At 33.0% G+C, this 19,519-nt stretch carries 15 protein-coding genes and 2 other annotated features; of the genes, 2 read left to right on the plus strand and 13 right to left on the minus strand.

The genetic code is table 11. From position 1 onward, the window contains the following. Window positions 1–12 precede the first annotated feature (12 nt). From pheS to CPG45_RS01335, 9 genes are all read right to left on the minus strand, one after another. On the minus strand, window positions 13–1,032 hold the full coding sequence (pheS, locus tag CPG45_RS01295) for a phenylalanine--tRNA ligase subunit alpha (protein ID WP_096230276.1): 1,020 nt from the start codon (window positions 1,030–1,032) through the stop codon (window positions 13–15). Window positions 1,033–1,087: 55 nt separating this feature from the next. Then, window positions 1,088–1,300, minus strand: a binding site (T-box leader). A 33-nt stretch (window positions 1,301–1,333) separates the two neighbouring features. Continuing rightward, window positions 1,334–2,104, minus strand: a complete 771-nt coding sequence (locus CPG45_RS01300; protein WP_096230277.1) for a TrmH family RNA methyltransferase — start codon at window positions 2,102–2,104, stop codon at window positions 1,334–1,336. Window positions 2,105–2,174: 70 nt separating this feature from the next. After that, on the minus strand, window positions 2,175–2,534 hold the full coding sequence (rplT, locus tag CPG45_RS01305) for a 50S ribosomal protein L20 (RefSeq protein ID WP_096230278.1): 360 nt from the start codon (window positions 2,532–2,534) through the stop codon (window positions 2,175–2,177). Between the two features lie 21 nt (window positions 2,535–2,555). Next, window positions 2,556–2,753: a 50S ribosomal protein L35 gene (rpmI, locus tag CPG45_RS01310; RefSeq protein WP_096230279.1), complete on the minus strand. Its 198-nt coding sequence runs from the start codon at window positions 2,751–2,753 to the stop codon at window positions 2,556–2,558. 17 nt (window positions 2,754–2,770) lie between these two features. Beyond that, window positions 2,771–3,283 carry a translation initiation factor IF-3 gene (gene infC / locus CPG45_RS01315; protein ID WP_231969060.1) on the minus strand — a complete coding sequence of 171 codons (513 nt, stop codon included), beginning with the start codon at window positions 3,281–3,283 and terminating at the stop codon, window positions 2,771–2,773. Between the two features lie 21 nt (window positions 3,284–3,304). After that, window positions 3,305–3,420 (minus strand) — a sequence feature (ribosomal protein L20 leader region). 55 nt (window positions 3,421–3,475) lie between these two features. After that, a complete protein-coding gene (gene aroC / locus CPG45_RS01320; protein ID WP_096230280.1) occupies window positions 3,476–4,522 on the minus strand; it encodes a chorismate synthase in 1,047 nt (348 codons plus the stop codon). Further along, a complete protein-coding gene (locus CPG45_RS01325) occupies window positions 4,523–5,770 on the minus strand; it encodes an MFS transporter (RefSeq protein WP_096230281.1) in 1,248 nt (415 codons plus the stop codon). It abuts the gene before it with no gap. Between the two features lie 100 nt (window positions 5,771–5,870). Further along, a complete protein-coding gene (thrS, locus tag CPG45_RS01330) occupies window positions 5,871–7,775 on the minus strand; it encodes a threonine--tRNA ligase (protein ID WP_096230282.1) in 1,905 nt (634 codons plus the stop codon). 280 nt (window positions 7,776–8,055) lie between these two features. Beyond that, window positions 8,056–8,196 (minus strand): DUF445 family protein, encoded by a 141-nt coding sequence (locus CPG45_RS01335; RefSeq protein WP_255405162.1) that lies wholly within the window; start codon window positions 8,194–8,196, stop codon window positions 8,056–8,058. 158 nt (window positions 8,197–8,354) lie between these two features. Between CPG45_RS01335 and CPG45_RS01340 the strand changes: the two genes are divergently transcribed. Next, window positions 8,355–10,073, plus strand: a complete 1,719-nt coding sequence (locus CPG45_RS01340) for an IS1634 family transposase (protein WP_096230283.1) — start codon at window positions 8,355–8,357, stop codon at window positions 10,071–10,073. Between the two features lie 246 nt (window positions 10,074–10,319). On the opposite strand, the gene CPG45_RS01345 is transcribed toward CPG45_RS01340, so the two are convergent. After that, window positions 10,320–11,804, minus strand: coding sequence for an ISLre2 family transposase (locus CPG45_RS01345; protein WP_096230214.1), 1,485 nt, complete (start codon window positions 11,802–11,804; stop codon window positions 10,320–10,322). Between the two features lie 143 nt (window positions 11,805–11,947). On the opposite strand from CPG45_RS01345, the gene CPG45_RS01350 reads away from it, so the two are divergent. Next, window positions 11,948–13,183 (plus strand): IS110 family RNA-guided transposase, encoded by a 1,236-nt coding sequence (locus CPG45_RS01350; RefSeq protein ID WP_231969063.1) that lies wholly within the window; start codon window positions 11,948–11,950, stop codon window positions 13,181–13,183. A 502-nt stretch (window positions 13,184–13,685) separates the two neighbouring features. On the opposite strand, the gene CPG45_RS01355 is transcribed toward CPG45_RS01350, so the two are convergent. The 3 genes from CPG45_RS01355 to thiW all read right to left on the minus strand — a co-directional run bounded on the left by CPG45_RS01355 (window position 13,686) and on the right by thiW (window position 19,503). Then, entirely contained in the window at window positions 13,686–18,314 is a 4,629-nt protein-coding gene (locus CPG45_RS01355) for a PDDEXK-like endonuclease domain-containing protein (protein WP_096230284.1), read from the minus strand. A 324-nt stretch (window positions 18,315–18,638) separates the two neighbouring features. Further along, complete coding sequence (encB, locus tag CPG45_RS01360) at window positions 18,639–18,941, minus strand: encapsulin nanocompartment ferritin-likeEncB family encapsulin nanocompartment ferritin-like cargo protein cargo protein (RefSeq protein ID WP_096230285.1); 303 nt, start codon at window positions 18,939–18,941, stop codon at window positions 18,639–18,641. Window positions 18,942–19,020: 79 nt separating this feature from the next. Beyond that, window positions 19,021–19,503, minus strand: a complete 483-nt coding sequence (gene thiW / locus CPG45_RS01365) for an energy coupling factor transporter S component ThiW (protein ID WP_096233408.1) — start codon at window positions 19,501–19,503, stop codon at window positions 19,021–19,023. Window positions 19,504–19,519 lie beyond the last annotated feature (16 nt).

Raw genomic sequence — 19,519 nt, forward strand, 5'->3', positions numbered from 1 at the left:
TAATCTTCCTCCTTAAAACTGTTTGATAAATCTCAAATCATTTTCGTATAATAGCCTTAAGTCATCTATTCCATAACTTAACATGGTTATTCTGTCAAGTCCCATTCCAAACGCAAAACCGGAGTATTTCTCTGGATCTATTCCCGACATCCTGAGTACATTCGGATGCACCATTCCTGAACCAAGTATTTCTATCCATCCAGAATATCCGCATACTCTACAGCCTTCGCCACCACATACAAAACATGATACATCCATCTCTGCACTGGGTTCTGTAAATGGGAAATAATGTGGTCTAAACTTTGTCTTAGTATTTGAACCAAATAATCTCTTTGCAAATAGATTTAGAACACCCTTAAGATCCCCCATTGTTATTCCTTCATCAACAGCAAGCCCTTCAATCTGATTAAATACTGGTGAATGTGTTGCATCAATTTCGTCTGACCTGTAAACTCTACCAGGAGAAATAACTTTTATAGGTGGTTTATTTTTTTCCATTGTCCTTACTTGTACCGGCGATGTCTGTGTCCTAAGTAAAATATTTTTTGTTATATAAAATGTGTCCTGAAGGTCTCTTGCAGGATGATCTGGTGGTGTATTTAATGCTTCAAAATTGTAATAATCAAGTTCTACTTCAGGTCCTTCTGCTATAGAAAATCCTAACCCTAAAAATATCTCCTTTATTTCATCCAAAACTTTTGTCATCGGATGTTTATGACCAATATCTATTCTATTTCCGGGCAATGTTATATCTATATATTCGCTCTTTATCTTTTTTTCTTTCTCTTTTTTTAGGATATCATCTTTTCTTGATGTAAGCATATTTTCTATTTCGCTTCTTATCTCATTTGACAATTTGCCTACTATAGGTCTTTCCTCAGGTGATAGACTTCCCATACCTCTCAATATTTTTGTTAACTCACCTTTTTTGCCAAGGTATTTAATCCTCAATTCCTCTAAGGTCTTCATATTATCTGCTGATTTTAATTCATTTTTTGCATCTTCAAAAAGTTTCCTTAACGTCTCTTCCAAGTAAATTCTCTCCTTTCATATAAATTTTGTTTTAGAATTAAAAAATCTCCATCTACAAAAGGACGGAGATATAATACCGTGGTACCACCTATTTTGGCAATAATGCCCACTCATTATATATAACGGATAACCCGGTTATGCCTACTATTTGTTCAGCATACTGCTCAGGAGGGAACTTTCCATTACTTAAAAACAACAATGCTCTCAATCTATGGCACTGTCTCCCTGTGTTCGTCTATAATGTACTTTACTCCTTCATTGCATTTGAGCTATATTTTGCAAATATTATAGCATTTTTGAGCTATTTAATCAACCTCTGCCTCTGAGATTCATATAAGCATATTGAAGCAGCTATTGATACATTAAGAGATTCTGAGTCTCCTTCCATCGGAATTAAAAATGATCCATCAATGTAATTATCTAAGCTATGATTTACGCCTCTTGATTCATTTCCAAATATTAAAGCAATATTATTTGAAATATCGTACTCATAAATATATTTCTTTGCCTTTAAATTTGTTGATAAAATTTTTATACCATTCTTTTTTAAGTTTTCCATTAATTCACCATATAAAATTACATTAACAACAGGTATATGAAATATTGATCCCATTGTTGATCTTAATACTTTTGGATTATATATATCAACAGTATTATTTATTGTAAATACTGCATCAGCTTTAAAGGCATCTGCAGACCTTATAATTGTTCCAAGATTACCCGGGTCCTGTACTTCATCTGTTATTATATATATTCCATTTTTCTTGACTAAATCATCAATATCGTAATTGGGCATTTTTATAACGGCCATTATCATTTGAGGTGTAACTGTATCAGATATTTTTCTTAACACATTTTCTTGAACGACAATAAGCTTATCTTTATCAATGTTTAATGCTTCTTTATAACTATCTGAAATCAATATGTATTCTATCTTAAAATTACTCTTTAAAGCCTCAATAACATTGTTTTTGCCTTCTATATAAAATAATCTTCTTTTATACCTGTATTTTTTATTGTTAAGCTTTTTAATGTCTTTAATTAATTCATTCTTTTCGCTAGTTATAACCATACTATATTTCACTTTCCTGAATATAACCTAAAACCCGGCATATACCTACCGGGCCATAAGTTCAAATTATTTACGCATTTAACTGTTGTTTAGCTATGTTAACTAAATCTGCAAAGGCTTTACCATCATTTATTGCCATTTCAGATAACATCTTTCGATTTATCTCGATATTTGCCTTTTTAAGTCCATTTATAAATCTGCTATATGATATACCATTTGCTCTTGCTGCAGCGTTAATTCTGGCAATCCATAGTTTTCTAAAATCCCTTTTTCTTAATTTTCTACCAATGTATGCATAATTAAGCGACTTCATTACCGCCTGGTTTGCAACTCTAAATAGTTTGCTTTTTGCGCCATAATACCCTTTAGCAAGTTTTAATATCTTTTTATGCCTTTTTCTTGTAACTTTACCTGACTTTACTCTTGACATCTTTATAACCTCCTAATTAATTTACGCATAAGGAATTAAACGTTTGATATTCTTTGCATCTGTACTGTATAGGTAAGCAATCTTTCTTAAATTTCTCTTGGTTTTTCTCGTCTTTTTAGTTAAAATATGTCTTTTAAAAGCCTTAGCTCTCTTTACCTTTCCGCTTTTAGTAAGAGAAAATCTCTTCGCTGCCCCTCTATGTGTTTTCATTTTTGGCATGTTTATATCCTCCTTAATTAAACGTTTTTAGGTGCTATTACCATCATTAAATTTCTACCTTCCATATTTGGGGTTTTTTCAACAACACCAAATTCTTCGATATTTTTTGCAAATTTATTTAATAGTTCTTCAGCAAGAGTTGTGTGTGCTGCCTCTCTGCCTCTGAACCTTATAGTCACTTTAACTTTGTTACCATCTTTTAAAAATTTCATCGCACTTTTTAATTTGACACCAAAATCATGTTCTTCAATGGCAGGAGTCATTCTAATCTCTTTAATATTTATAACCTTTTGTTTCTTTTTCGATTCCTTTTCTTTTTTGCTTTGTTCATACCTGTACTTCCCGAAGTCCATCAATTTACATACGGGTGGATTAGCCTGTGGCGCAATTTTAACCAAATCGATATGTCTTTCCATCGCTATTTTATATGCTTCTTTTGCAGACATTAGCCCTAATTGATTACCATCCTGATCAATGAGGCGTACTTCCTTATCTCTTATTTCCTCATTAACCTGCAGCTCCTTGTTAATAAATACGCACCTCCTAAAATTTTCAAAAAAAATAAGCGAGTATAAGCCCGCTTCAGTATCGATGTTTATAAAACATTTCAATTGTTAACCTGACACCATCGGTGAAAGGTGAGAAGCGGGGGCTTCTACTTAAACACATGTTAAATTATAGCATATACTTTTTTCATCGTCAATACCTTTTAAGTTCAAATTTTAGTATTCCTCAACATACTTATTATACAAGTTATAGTTATTCAACATCTCAGATATGGAATCTCCACCGAATTTTTTTGTACATTCATCTGCTATTACCCATGCACAAACAGCCTCAAGTACAACAGATGCCGCTTCAACCGCCGTAACGTCAGACCTTTCATAAACCGCTTCTATTTCTTCTTTTGTATTTATATCAACAGATTTTAAAGGCTTTCTCAAAGTAGGTATAGGTTTCATCGCCGCTTTTATGACGATGGGCATCCCATTTGATATACCACCTTCAATACCACCTGCATTATTTGTTTTACGATAAAATTTTCCGTTATAATATATCTCATCATGAACCATAAGACCACTATTTTTCGCAGCATAAAAACCCATACCAAATTCCACGCCTTTAATTGCTTGGACACTCATTATATTATATGCTAATATTGCATCAAGTTTTCTATCCCATTGTGTATGGCTGCCGAGGCCAATTGGCACACCATCTATTGTTATCTCAATAATTCCTCCAAGTGTATCACCGTCTTTTTTTGCCTCATCTATGCGCAATTTCCATTCTTCTTCGTTTTTTTTCCCACCTATCTCTAATACTTTGCTTTTAACTGTAATCCCAAAATTATTAAGCAAAAGTTTTGCAATGCTGCCTATAGCAACTCTTGCAGCTGTTTCTCTGGCACTTGCCCTTTCAAGTATGTTTCTCATGTCTCTCTGATTATATTTGATAGCACCAGATAAATCAGCATGACCAGGCCTTGGCTTTGTTATTTCAGGTATTTCCTTGTCCTTCCAGTTTTCGTAATCTCGATTTTTTATTAAAAAACATAATGGTGCACCCGTTGTTTTATTATTCCTAATGCCACTTAAAATATGGATTGTATCTTTTTCTATTGCCATCCTTTCTCCTCTTCCATAGCCGGACTGTCTTCTTTTAAGCTCATTATCTATAAAATTTTTATCTACATAAAGATTTGATGGCAAGCCTTCAATTATTGCTGCAAGTGCTTCACCATGGGTTTCACCAGATGTTAAATATCTCATCTAAACTCCTCCTTTTCTATAAACTACCTTCGTCGGTTTATACGCTGCTACTGCAAAAAATAATATACTGGATAATATTCTTGCAATAGTTGTTATATACATAAATGTTGAATAGCCTGTCACTTCATATACCCACGTTCCAAATATTGGTGATATGAATGCAGCAAATTGCGTTACAATAGTATAGATAGCAATATAATTCATCTTTTCTTTATGATCAGGTAATAACTCCAATAACCAGTTTAATGATAGCATTAAATATCCAGCAGTTGCAATACCACCGTAAAAATCAACAAAAGCTCCTAAATATAAGCTTGTAACTTTTGCCCACATAATTGGTATAACAGCGATCAGCAAAGTGCTTATGCTTAAAGCTAATCCATTTCCCTTCCTGTCTGCTAATTCTGCCCATTTCCTATAAGAAATTATTGATCCTATGGACCCTACAATCGTAAATATGCTCATCCAAGCATTATTGGCATTTAGGTTATCGACTTTATATATGGTAAATATCGGCCACGCCATCATCCAAGTAAATGTAAAAATGAACGAAGTAAGGCTAAAATAAATAAACTTTTTTGATTTTATAATGGATTTGAATGATTCTAAAAAAGGCATTACTGGTTCTTTCTTATCATTTTTGCTTACATAATGAAGCTTTGAAAAATAGTACGAATCTAACATACCAAAAACGAAGGCAATGAAAAACATTATTTGATACCCATATGGAAATTTGATCCTATCAAGCAGTAATCCTGTTATCAAAACTGATACTGTTCCAAGTAAACCCGTCCAAATATTTCTATCTGCAAAAACTTTCCCACGAAATTCGGCTGGTATCAAATCACTCATGAAAGACTGCCAACACATACCGACAATAATTGCTGGTAAATTAAGTAATCCTACAAATAGTACTACTGCTTCTGGTTTATAGCCATTCAAAAAAGGGACCAGCGCAACAAACAAGTAAAAAGTTCTTGTAATGTATTCAAGAATGTAAGAAAATTTAAAGACATTATTTGATCTATTAATGAATATTACAGCAGGTATGATTCCAATAACAGCCATCAATGCCGGCAAAGAATTTATTAGCGACACTTCGTAATTATTAGCACCTAATTTAATTGCAAAGATTCCTACAAATGGCATGATCATATTAAAACCTATCGAAAATGTTATACCATTTAGTAAATTCATTTTTATGTTGTAATTGAGATATTTGTAGACCTCCCTATTTTTGGTCGCCATGATAACCCTCCATAATGGTAATCTCATAATTAGATTATCATGTTTTTCTATAGTAATCAATATAGAAAAGATATGAGATAGCTCATATCTTTTGATTTATCTAAAGAGATTTATTTTTTATTTCTTCTAATATACTTGATAAAAATTCTTGCAAAGATTTAGAACCAAGATCGCCTTCCCTTCTCGACCTAACAGATACATTACCTGCTTCGACTTCTTTATCACCAAGTATAAGCATGTATGGTATCTTCTGCAATTGTGCTTCCCTTATTTTATATCCTATCTTTTCATTTCTATTATCCATCTCAACTCTAATTTCGTTTTCTAATAATCTTTGATAAATATTTTGTGCATAACCCATTTGCTTATCTGATATAGGAAGTATTTTTACTTGAACAGGTGCAAGCCATGTTGGAAATGCTCCTGCAAAATTCTCCGTAAGTATTGCAATAAATCTTTCAATACTTCCGAATACAACTCTGTGAAGCATAACAGGCCTATGTTTTTCACCGTCTGCGCCTATATATTCACAGTTGAATCTTTCTGGCATCTGAAAGTCCAGCTGTATCGTTCCGCATTGCCATGTACGTCCTATGCTATCTTTTAAATGAAAATCTATTTTAGGCCCATAGAATGCTCCATCACCTTCGTTAACTTTATATTTCAGTCCAATATGTTCCATCGCTTTTATTAAAGCATTAGTAGCATTTTCCCAATCTTCATCAGAACCTATTGAATTTTCCGGTCTTGTTGATAGTTCAACAAAATATTCAAAACCGAATATTTTGTAAAAATAATCTATAAGTTTTATAACGCCAAGTATTTCTGATTCAACCTGATCTGGTGTCATAAATAAATGTGCATCATCTTGTGTAAAGCTTCTAACCCTCATAAGCCCATGTAATGCGCCAGATAGTTCATGTCTATGAACTAAACCAAGCTCGCACAACCTTAATGGAAGGTCTCTATAGCTATGCATCGTTGAATTATATACAAGCAGTGCTCCAGGGCAATTCATAGGTTTAATCGCATAATCTTCTCCCTCTATTTTTGTAAAATACATATTCTCTTTATAATGATCCCAGTGACCAGACCTATGCCATAATTCTTCATTTAGTATAATTGGTGTCTTTATCTCAAGATAACCTCTTTTTGCATGTTCTTTTCTCCAAAAATCTTCAAGTATATTCCTCAGTACCATTCCCTTTGGATGAAAGAATGGAAATCCTGGTCCTTCATTGTGAATACTAAAAAGGTCAAGATCTTTACCTAACTTACGATGGTCTCTTTTCTTAGCTTCCTCTAACATATTAAGATATTCATCAATCATGCTCTTTTTAGGAAAGCTAATTCCATATATCCTCTGAAGCATCTTATTATGCTCATCGCCTCTCCAGTATGCACCAGCTACTGAAAGAAGCTTAAAAGCTTTAACCATACCAGTTGATGGTAAATGCGGTCCCGCACAAAGGTCTGTAAATTCACCTTGTCTGTAAAAGGAAATTACAGCATCTTCTGGAAGGTCCTCAATAAGCTCAACTTTATACGGCTCATTTTTATCCTCCATGAACTTTATGGCTTCATCTCTTTGCAGGACAAATTTTTCAAGTTTTAAATCCTCTTTTATAATTTTATTCATCTCATCTTCAATTTTTGCAAAGTCCTCTACAGTAAACGGTACATCAACATCAAAATCATAGTAAAAGCCATTATCTATAGCAGGGCCTATTGTTAATTTTACATCCTTATAAAGTCTTTTTATAGCTTGTGCCATAATATGTGATGTTGTATGCCAATAAATTTTTTTACCATCTTCATCATCAAATGTCAGTATTTCTAATTTCCCGTCTTCATTAATAGGTGTTAAAAGTTCAACAATCTTCCCATTGAACTTACCGCCAAGTGCTTCTTTGGCAAGTTTTTGATTTAAGCTCTTTGCTATTTGATACACATTTTGGCCATTTTCAAATTCTTTTTCTGTACCATCTTTTAATTTTATCTTCATGTTTTTACCTCCTTTTATTTAAATACAAAAAAACCCCATGCCCCGAAAGAGGCAGAGGTTTCTGCGGTTCCACTCTTAATTATACTCAATATTATAACGGAATTACCGATCGGATTTATCATCCGCAGCTCAAGGGTGGTCTTCAATATTTAAAATATTTGAATGATTTCAGCCAATGTCATTCAATCTCTTTGATATTTTAAAATATCTACTTTCCCTCTCATAGCCAATAATATTAATTTTTATATATTATATAATTGATATCGAAATTTGTCAATATCTATAAAAGTCGTACAATAAAAGCTTGAAATATACCTATAATAAATCCTAATATTCCTCCTAAAATTACAATCATTTTTAGTTCTTTATTTGAAATGTCTATGACTATCTTTTCAAGCTTCTCAAGCTCAAATAACTTTATCTTCCCTAGTTTTGCAGCAAATTCTTATATAACGTAACCCGAAACCATTAATTTTACTAATGATTTCGGGTAAATTTATTTTAAAATTTTGTCATTTTTATATGGATTTTTCTGGATTATTGTGTTATAATTAGTATTAAAGGGGGAGCGATGCTACTATGTATCTTAGAAAAGCTACAAATAAAAAAACTGGCCGTACATACTTATCTATTGTTCATAATTATTGGGATAAAAATACCAAAACCACAAGATCTGTAACCATTGAATCTCTTGGTTACCTTGATGAATTGGAAAAAAAGTATGAGAATCCTATTGAATTTTTTACTCACGAAGCGAAAAAGTTAGAGGAACAAAGATTATCTGAAAATGCTCATCTTACGTTTACTATTGCTAAAAATGAGTTGATACCTTCTAACTCTGTTAATCGTAAAAACTTTGGCTATGCAGCTTTTAGTAAAATTTATCATGAGCTTGAAATAGATAAATTTCTAAAAAACAGACAACGTCACTCAAAAGAAGAATATGATGCTAATGCTATCATGAAACTTCTTGTATTCTCACGCTTATTGTATCCTGCTTCAAAGAAAAAGACTTATGAGAATAAAGATATATTCTTTGAGAAATTTGATTTTTCTTTGGATGATGTTTATAGATGTCTTACTTTTTTCAACAAGCATAGTGAAGCTTTACAACTTTGGATTCATGAGCACATTAAATCTTTGTATGATCGTAATACAGATTTGGTTTACTATGATGTTACTAACTATTATTTTGAAATTGATGAGCAGGATGAATTGCGTAAAAAAGGAGTTTCTAAAGAACACAGACCGGATCCGATTGTACAGATGGGATTATTTATGGATACCAATGGTATCCCCATTACATATAAGCTTTTTCCTGGTAATGTGCCTGATAAAACTACTTTGATTCCAGCTTTAAGCAGGATCCAACGAGAATATTCTTTAGGTAGAATAATTATTGTAGCAGATAGAGGATTAACTACTGGTGATAATATCTGGTATATTCTATCAGCTAAGAACGGCTATGTATTAAGTTATTCTATTCGTAGTGCAGACAAAGATTTTCAGGATTATGTTCTTGATGAAAGCGGATATATTAATAAGGGTAATGGCTTTAAAATCAAATCAAGACTTTACCCTAGGGAAATTCAAGTAACTGCAACGAATGGCAAAAAAATAAAAAAGGTAGTAGATGAGAAACAAGTTATTTTCTATAGTCCTGAATATGCAGCTAAAGCCAAGATAGATCATGCAGCTTCAATAGCTAAAGCAATGGATATGATTAAAAATCCTGGGAAGTACAATAAATCTATATCATATGGTGCAGCTAAATATGTAAAGAATCTTGTTTTTGATGCTGATACAGGGGAAATATCCGAGAGTGTGCGTCAGCATTTGGCTTTTGACGAAGAAAAATTACGTGAAGAAGAAAAATTTGATGGCTATTATGCTATAGTGACCAGTGAATACAAAGAGACGCCTGAAAAAATAATTGACATGTATCGTGGGCTTTGGAAGATAGAAGAATCCTTCAAAGTAACGAAAAGTGATTTTGAAAGTAGACCTGTCTATTTGTCGCTAAAAGAGCATATTGATGCTCACTTTTTGATATGCTTTATAGCACTTGTAATTGTAAGGATATTAGAATATAGATTGAAAGGCAAATATTCGGTAACAGAAATACTTGAAAGTCTTGGTAAGGCATGCTGCAGTCATATCAAAGAGAATTATTATTTATTTGATTTTTGTAATAATGCTCTTGAAGATATTGGAAAAGAGTTAAACATTGATTTTAGAAAAAAAATTATGAGTCTTGGGGAAATAAAAAAATCTTTAGCACAGACAAAAAAGTTCTGATCTCACCATGAATCTTTGACAAAAGCAAAAAGCCCAAAACCCTTTATTTTAAAGAGGTTATGGGCATTTTTTGTCCTTTTTTACTGCAAAAGTCAGGATAATAAAGTCAATAAAATTTTAAAGAGAGTTTGTGTCAAGTAGTTGTTGGCAAATTTTTTTCTTCAAATTTTATCCGCATAATGTTTAATGTATTGTGAATTTTCGTGCAATTGTTATTACTCCATTCTTATCTTCATATTGCGCCTTTTATATGACTTTTAATTCACTTAAACATTTGTATCTGAGTATTTCTCTTATTGCTTTTCGACTGTTTGTCATTGCACAACCTTCAAACGGCATACCGCCTCTTTGTATGCGATATGTTTTTGCTTTTTTCTGCTTTTTGTTTACATCCGCTGCTGATAGTTTTATTTCTTCTTTTATCTCTGTTAATTTTTCTTTTGATATTATAACATTGAAGTATGTTTCTACTACACTATAAAGTTTTCCACTTGTCTTTAAGGCTAATATCTTTGCTAAATTGTTTGCACCTTTTTCTGTCCAACTCATTTTTCCTGCATTCATTCTGCTTGCTAATGTGTCAAATATATTGTTTTCCATTGTTCCTAAATGTTTGTATTCTATTCCTTCTGGGGCTTCTGGTATTTTTATTTCTTCTCTCTTTTGGTATGGTTTTATCCCTTCTTTATTGGCTACTAAATAGTTATATAGTTTTTCTAATTTCTTCATTTGCTTTTCATCATCTTTTTGCTCTATCATTAATTTTGCTATGTATTCTAGGCTTTCTTCTGCTTTTCCTTCATCTAGCATTTTCATTAATTTGCGGGCATCTTTTTTGTTCTCTACATTCCTTATTACTGCTTGGCTTTTATGAAATGGATCTAATTGAAAATATACTCCTTCTTCTCCCAAGCTTTCTTTAATCCAACTTGCTCCATCCCCATTTATTATCTTTATTTCTATTTCGTCTATGTTGTATTCTTTTGCTATCGTTGCATCTACTAATTCTTTAAATTCTTTGCTGCTTGCAAATCCTGCACATGCTATTTTATTATGTGTTATATATTCATTACTTCCTGGGCTTCTTTTTACCCATCCGTCGTATGCTACTGCTAATTTTATTTCTTTCTTCCCTCTGCTTTTTTTGCCTTTTGGTCTATCTTTGCCTTGCATAGATAACCATAATCCATCCATTTCTTGAAATAACATTTTTGTTTCTTTTTCTCCTCTTAATTTGTTTTCTTTGAATAGTTTTATATCTTGTTTTTCTAATTCCGCTATTTTCTCTCCAATCTTTTGTATTATATTCCATGCAGTTGTATGGCTTATGCTTTGATTTGTTAATGATTCTATATTTTTCGCTGCTTCTCTATATGATATTTCTGTTACATTTTCTACAACTTTTTCAATAAGATTTGTTGATATATGCCCTATTGTATCCATTTTTAAATACTCATCTAAAAGATAAACATATTCCTTTTTACCTTCACTATTTATATGTCCATAAATTCTTTTATCAAATTCAACAGTGCCCATAATTGTCTTTACGTTTGTATGCTTTTTACCTTTACACCTATATTCTTTTTTGTCCCTTTTTTCTAGTAGCATATCATCTATTTTCATAAGGATTTGAGCCATTATTTTACAAGCTTCTTCGCAGACTAATTTGTAAATTTCTACTTCTAAATCCTTGAAATTTATTTCATTTTCGTTTAAACTTATTTCTAGCATGTAATCACCTCTATAACGCTTTTTTGTTTTTTCTATTTAAACATTATAGCGGATGATTCATGTGAATGGAAGGTATCTTTTGGATGCCTTCCTTTTTCTATTTTTTACCGCCTACTAAAATTATACACTAAGAAAAGACATTAATAGTAGATGTAGACATTGCCAAAGAGACACACCATGCCAGAGCTTTTGATTTCAGAGGAATAGAGTATGGTAAGCATATTGAATTTAGCAATGATAGTAATGGCATGGAAAAATTTCTTAAGTGGGCTATAGAAATTATGAATAAAAATGACAAAGAGAAGCTTGTAATTGGTATGGAGCCCACGGGTCATTATTGGTTTTGCTTTGCTCAGTTTCTTAGAGATAAGAATCATAAAGTGGTGTTGGTAAACCCATTCCATGTGAAGCGAAGTAAGGAATTTGACGATAATTCACCAACTAAAAATGATAGAAAGGACCCTAAGACAATCGCAATGCTTGTTAAAGATGGGAGATATGTTGAGCCTAACATACCAGAGGGAATATACAGTGAGCTTAGAATTGTAGTTGATATAAGAGAAAGGCTTATGAAAGACTTAAACAGAATAAAGAATCAGATTGTAAGATGGCTTGACATATACTTTCCTGAATTTAATAAAGTTTTTGCAGATTGGGAAGGAAAAGCAGCACTGATAACATTAAAAGAATTTCCTACACCAGCGAAGGTGTTAGAAAATGGTACACAAGGAATACTTGCAACATGGAAGAAAGAAATAAAGCGGGCTGTAGGAATAAAAAGAGCTGAAAAATTAGTAGAAGCTGCCAATAAAAGTGTTGGTAAAAAGCATGGTATAGAAATGGCAGAATTAGAAATTAAACTTATACTAGAGCAGTACGAAATGCTGTTAAGGCAACTTAAAAATATAGAAAGCAAGATAGAAGAACTATTTATGCAGGTACAAGGTTCTAATGATATAACAGCTATCAAGGGTGTAGGAGTAATAACAGCAGCAACATTTATTGCTGAAGTAGGTGACATAACAAAATATGAACATCCAAAGCAGATACAAAAATTAGCGGGATATAACCTGGTTGAGAATAGCTCTGGGAAACACGAAGGGCAAACGACCATAAGCAAAAGAGGACGAAGAAGGCTAAGAAGTACACTATACAAAATGGTAATGCCAATACTTGCAAACAATAAAGAATTTCAGGAATTGCACAAGTACTACACCGCAAGAAAAGAAAACCCGCTAAAAAAGAAACAGTCAATGATAGTGTTATGCTGTAAACTTATAAGAATATTTTTTGCCATACTAAAAAAGGGAGTAAAATACGATGGAAATAAGATGCTAAAAGACGTAAAAAGACCAGAGAAGATTAGGAATGTTGCGTAAATTGCATTGCTTTAGTGACACTTAACATCATGTCAGTCAAGGGCAAGGACCCCTCTCAGCTTTTCTATCCTTCACTTTTCAAAGCTGACCCTTGACAACATCGCTTCTGCGATGGCTTAGATAACAAAGCGGTGGTAAAATAAAGCAAATAAAGTTATAGAGCTCAATTAAAAGATTCGAAGATTGACAAAGAGAGCCGGAATTGTCAGGTTGGTAATTTCACCATAAGGGCTTAAGACCCAGCATAGGAGCATAACTGACATCCACCTCATGTAAGGCAGAACGAAGGAATTAAGGACAAAGATCCTGTGAGACATGGGAGGGTATGCCACATGAGCTTAAGTGGAATAAACAGGCCAAAATATGGAAAAAACAACAGAAGCTTATTTGGTTTACCTATAACATGTAAAATTCATGAATAAATAGCATTGTTATACATGAGGACTTCTTTGAAGATCATGAGAATCTGAGAATGAGTGAGATATTAAAAGAAAATCAAAGATTATAGAGGGAGTGGCTTTATATCCATTTCATTTAATGTCTCTACTAACTGCTTTATAGTACCTTCTCTATCTCTAAAATATTGGCTGCCACGGATTCTGAAGAATTTCCATCCTAAGCGCTCCAAAATAAGTTGTCTGTTCCAATCATCCTCCCATCTTTCTGGACCATGATATGCGTCACCATCACACTCTATTGCAAGTTTTTCATTCATTCCAAACACAACAAAATCTATACGTTTATAACCTACTCTATACTGCGGTTTAACAGAATATCCTAAGCTAATAAGGTCTTTCAATACCTTTCGTTCAAATTCTGACTCACATGCATCCTCCAGTTTTTCATATTGCTCCACAAATCTGTGCGGATTCATACAATACCTTATTAAGCGTGATCTTACATCTTCTGGATGGAATTCGTCAGGATCAATAGAATAAAATAAAAACAATTGACTTCTAGCCCTACTTACTGCAACATTGAAGCGGCGCCGGTCATCCTCTTTATTTAAAACAGCTAATCTATGCTCCCCTTTAGCTTCTACCAATGATAAAAACATTATATCCCTTTCATCGCCTTGGAAATAATAAGCATCACCACAGCGTATCTTTCTTTTTCGCATCTCTTCCGGCCCTAGGCTATCTAAAAGCTTAGTTTCTATGAATTCCGCTTGCTCTTTTCCCAAAAGCGATATTACTCCCATCGACATATCCTTGTATCTTGGATCATTGCAACATGCCAAAATTTTTTCGACCAACATTTCAGCTTCTGGCTCATTTATCTTGGTTCCCGGTATTCTATATCCATTATCCACTTTTATAGAAACTATTGGTTGCCAATCTTCACCTAACTTTGTCTCTCTTTCTCTAAGTGGCAATATTTCACCTTGGTACATGAGATCATTGCTAAACTGAATTATCTCTGGTAAACACCTAAAATGTTCTTTCAGCATGATAGTTCCTGGGAATATCTGTTTAGCTAAATCGTATAGACTGTATTGAGGCTCATAAAGCTCTTTATGAGGCACTCCATCTAGATATCCATCCATGAGATCATGTATTTCACCCAGGTTAATGCCAACTCCTTGTGGACTTATCTGTTTATCGTCTCCAACAATCAGCACCTTTTTAGCCCTAAACATAGCCAATATTCCAAAAATATCTACTTGGCTGCTTTCATCAACTATAACAACGTCAAATGGCTGATCCCACGGTAAAAAATTCTCTATCACTTTATTAATAGGCATAATCCATACAGGAACGGCATTTCTCGCCTTTTGCATTTCTGCTTGAGCAATTTGTTTACGACGTAAAGCATATTTTCCTGTACCCTTTCCTATTCTCTTCATTTGCTGTTGCCATGCTATAAGGCTTCTGCGCTGCTCTTCCGTAACATTTATTGACAAGTTGAGCCATGTTAAATGAGTAACTAAATCAACAATGACTCTGCTCTCATCATTTTTTAGACTTTCTAACTTTTTTGTTAAACTGACGACATCATCGGACAATAATTTTCTAAGCCACGTTTCTGCCTTGCGCCATTTCCAAGCATCCATTACATTATCAGGTAATGTTAGCGGTGTCCCATTGCCACCATCTTTTAAAATCTTTTCTGCCCATCGAGGTGCAACACCGTCAAGTTTTTCTTTTAATTTTTTAAATTCATCTTCTAGCACTTCAACTTTTTTTAACCTTCTAATATTGTCAAGTATAGAATCCCATTTGGACCAGTCTTCGTCTTTTAATGCCTTAAATAACTCTCTCCACAAATAAGAAACATCCGCATTTAACTCGATCTCTTCTTCTAAATATTTTTCGATAACACTGTACTTTTCACTGAAATCTTTGTAGTACAAATCATTTAAGATGTTTGTTAATTGATTTATAACCACTTCTATAGAAGCAAGGCTGTTGTCTTTAAAGCTTAAACCTACTTCTTCAACACCAGATTTTAAAAGTTTCCATTTGCTTTGATGCCAATCAAAAACATCTTTAATAAGTTTTAAGTAATCATGTAACAAAACTTCAAATCTTGGATTGGCAGTATCCAATTCTGGCCCATCTAAAACTGTAACAAACTTCTTCCATTCATTCGATATATTATTTTTTATTATACGTTGTTCGATTTCCGCTAGTAATACTGACGTATCCTCTTTAGTTGTTATAAAAGCATTATTTAGGCGGCAACTATTTATAATTTTCTTAAACTTTGGATTAAATAATTTTGCAATAAAATTTATCTTCTTTGATTTCTCAAGATAATTTTGCATATCTTCTACATCATTTTTCAATTCAGTTAAAACACAATCCAAAGGCAATACTATTTCATACTTACTTGTGTATTGCTTAAGCTTTATTACTTCCTCAACTTGACTTGTCATTCGCTGATAAAAATTAGCCCAACTTTCATAGAGATAATCGCCTTTACCCACATCTTGAAAAATTAAATTCATCCATGGACTGCTTGAAAATTTTTTTGCTTCTTCATATGCAAAAGTACATTCTTTTAGTAAACTATTTATCCTTTCAATGCTCAAATTTGAAGGCATATTGTATGACTTCAAAAAATCAGGATCTATTTTTTCTTTATAGTAATTAATTTTCTCTTTTATCTCCCTAATGCTCATGCTATAAGGCAATTTCTCAATATCTGGCAGTTTGTAATTTAACATCTCTCTATCTTTGTTTAAAATTATACCTGCCAGTTCATATAGCCTTTTTAGCTCTTGCAAAGAAAGAGGAAGTTCTGCATCTTTATCCAGTTCATCAGGAATATAGTCATACTCCTCTTCATTTTCAGCAAGCCATTTGCCAAGTTCTGATAAAGAATATTCTTTTCCAAATATTGAATAAGTAATCGTCTCTCTTTTTGAAATCTCCTTAATGCGCTGTTTTAAATTTGAGATTTCCATCCTAATCTTTCTTAATTTATCCTTTAATTCTTTGATAGTACTTTTAGCAGCAGGCTTATCAAGTGAAATAACATTTTCTGTCATCGTCATTACAGCCTGTTCTAACTCGGCAAAAGAACCAGCATCATCAGTTAATAAAGTAATGCAAAGTGGTCGTATATTCTCAGGAATTTTTTCACGGAGCACCTTAAGAGGTCTTTCTGCTTTTGCTGTTACAAGGACTCTTTTCCCAAGTGCCAATAGATGAGATATAAGATTTGCTATTGTATAACTTTTACCTGTTCCTGGTGGTCCCTGTACAGTGACTCCCACGTGTGATGCCAATCTTTCTACTACCTGAAACTGCTCGTTATTCGATGGCAGTGGAAGTAATATCTCATCACTAGATGTAGAATGTGTTTCACTATTATTCTCATCAAAAGCATCATCTATTATTTCTACTATGCTCCTTATAGGTGCGGGTACCTTATTACCGTTTTTGAGCCCTTCTAAAATAGTCTCAATATCTTGAACATATCCCATTTTTCTTCTTCTTATAAAGATCACAGGCTCATATGTTATGACCGCATGTGTACTAATAGAAAGATCATTTGCATCAAAAAGTACTTTTCCTTCAGAGCTCAATTGATTTACAATTCGGGTAAAAAATTCTGTACATGCCCCTTTATCCCATGGATTTATGGGGTCCTGTGAAAGCTGTTCTTGCATTTTCATAAACAACCTGACATACTGTGGATCTGTTCCCTGCAAGAAATTAACTTCTAATGTGGTTGGCAACATCCCTGGAGATACTTTTATTACGCCATGTAAATCGTCAAAATCAATAAAAACTTTTGTTGCAAGAAGAGGATGACGGATTAGGTAGCCATTCAAATTCCAATAGAGCATGCCATGTCCCCATACAAGTTCCAAATCCTCTTGTTCTCTCTCTAAACGCTGACTTAATAAAAACAATTTATTATATAGCTTTTTAATCTTAACTTTTGGTTGCGCTTTTAGAGACCAAGGAATCCACTTTTTGTTGAGCCATAAGTTCCATATATTAACACGTTCTGCATCATCCTCAAATTTTTCTACTTTATTTTTATCTGCTTTTTCTTTATGCTCTTCATCGATTTCTTTCTCTATAATTACTTTAGATTCTCTAACTTTTGGTTCTGTAAAAGGATCGTCCCATCGCCCATCGAGCCATTCTCTGACCTCTTCAGGCGGGTCTGGTGGATTAGGTATATCCTGCTTTTTTACTATTAACCAAGAATCCTGATCATCACTAAGAACAGAGCAGCCATCTCCTATAGGTATATCTTTATACCAAGTTACTACTTCTTCATAATTTGATATATTTCTAACAGGTTCCTCCATTTTTGAGCGATATGCTTTAAGAAATTCAAAGAGATTAATAAGCTTTGAATTAGTATCTTTCTCTCCTTCTGGATGATTCAAAGAAACATAATCCTTTTTACCATTGCCTTTTTCTAAATTGTCTTTCCTTTTAATATTCTTTATCTCTTTTTCAAACAATTGTTCTACTGTCCTTGTTGTCACACTCTCGGCTATATCTGGTTTAAAATCTGATAAATAATCTAAAAATTCTTCTAAATTTGGTTCATCTTGAACTTTATTGCGTAAATAATTCTGAATTAATTCTACTACTCTATCAGTAATAGATGACTGTTCTTTTGCTCCTTTTCCCTGTGTGGTTTCCTTAAAAGCCTCCCTCAATCTTCTCCGCTCCTCTCATATTTTCATCACATTATATATTTTATATAATATTTATTACATTGTTAACCATATTCACATTATTCTCCAAAATTATATTTTATATTTCCACATTGCATACTTAAATTCCTTCAATATTATAAAAAAATTTTACATGATAAAATATAAATACATATACAATGTTTCTTAACATAACTGTTGAAATGCAACAGTAAAGTTATTATCATACTATGTACAAGCAAAAAAAGGCTTTCACTTTTACTTAAAGTAAAAAGAAAGCTTTCAGGTAAAAAATATTTTAAATATGTAATATGCCTCTCTATAAATTTACTTATATTTTTCAATCATTTCCTCTACTTCTTTAGCACCATCTTCATACAGCTTTTCTTCGTCTGGTGCCAATTCCTTTAAAAGCCTCAAAAATTCTCCTGCATGTACTCTTTCCTCATCAGCTATATCTACTAAAACAGCCTTTGCCAATTCATTATCTGTAGATTCTGCTAACTGCGTATAAAGTTGAATCGCTTCATACTCTGCAGCTACCATAAAGCGTATAGATCTTACTAACTCTTCATGGGTAATTTTATTTTTATTAGCTAGTCCAGCAAATGGAGTCCCAAAATCAGGCATACTGTAGCCCCCTTTTATATTTTATTCGATTACACATCCATTATACCATAAAATTATGAATTTGCCGAATTTGCTTATTTTATTTATAAAAACTTTTTGTTTTGTCTAAAACTTCAAGTATTATAAATGCGATGATACTGCCTGTTACTGTATTAATCAGAAATGGCATAACAAAGAAAAATGCTCCCACATCTTTACCTATAACATATTTTGCTATTGGAAATGCAAGTATTGCACCAACAATGCCTGTTCCAAATATCTCACCAAATACTGCCAGTAATTTCTTGTTTGTTTTTTTGTAAAGTAATCCAGCGAAAAACGCCCCAATCATGCTGCCCGGAAAAGCCAGCAATGTACCAGTACCTATAAAATTTCTGATTAATGATATAGAAAATGCGATTAATACAGCATATCCTGGCCCGAGTGTCACTGCTGATATTACGTTAATAATATGCTGTATTGGTGTTGTTTTTGAAACTCCTACAGGAAAAAATATAAAATTTGCAAACAGAACCCCAATTGCAGTTAGCATTGCTGAGTATGTAATTTTTTTAGTATCCATATAGCTTATCCCAACC

Origin of the sequence: Thermoanaerobacterium sp. RBIITD (assembly GCF_900205865.1) — a bacterium.
In the GTDB taxonomy this organism is placed as follows: Bacteria; Bacillota; Thermoanaerobacteria; order Thermoanaerobacterales; family Thermoanaerobacteraceae; genus Thermoanaerobacterium.

Coding starts and splice junctions, on each gene's coding strand:
- aroC (WP_096230280.1), bottom strand. CDS start 4,522: ATGAGATATTTAACATCTGGTGAAACCCATGGTGAAGCACTTGCAGCA.
- CPG45_RS01325 (WP_096230281.1), bottom strand. CDS start 5,770: ATGGCGACCAAAAATAGGGAGGTCTACAAATATCTCAATTACAACATA.
- CPG45_RS01345 (WP_096230214.1), bottom strand. CDS start 11,804: ATGCTAGAAATAAGTTTAAACGAAAATGAAATAAATTTCAAGGATTTA.
- thiW (WP_096233408.1), bottom strand. CDS start 19,503: ATGGATACTAAAAAAATTACATACTCAGCAATGCTAACTGCAATTGGG.
- thrS (WP_096230282.1), bottom strand. CDS start 7,775: ATGAAGATAAAATTAAAAGATGGTACAGAAAAAGAATTTGAAAATGGC.
- CPG45_RS01340 (WP_096230283.1), top strand. CDS start 8,355: ATGTATCTTAGAAAAGCTACAAATAAAAAAACTGGCCGTACATACTTA.
- rplT (WP_096230278.1), bottom strand. CDS start 2,534: ATGTCAAGAGTAAAGTCAGGTAAAGTTACAAGAAAAAGGCATAAAAAG.
- rpmI (WP_096230279.1), bottom strand. CDS start 2,753: ATGCCAAAAATGAAAACACATAGAGGGGCAGCGAAGAGATTTTCTCTT.
- encB (WP_096230285.1), bottom strand. CDS start 18,941: ATGCCTGATTTTGGGACTCCATTTGCTGGACTAGCTAATAAAAATAAA.
- CPG45_RS01300 (WP_096230277.1), bottom strand. CDS start 2,104: ATGGTTATAACTAGCGAAAAGAATGAATTAATTAAAGACATTAAAAAG.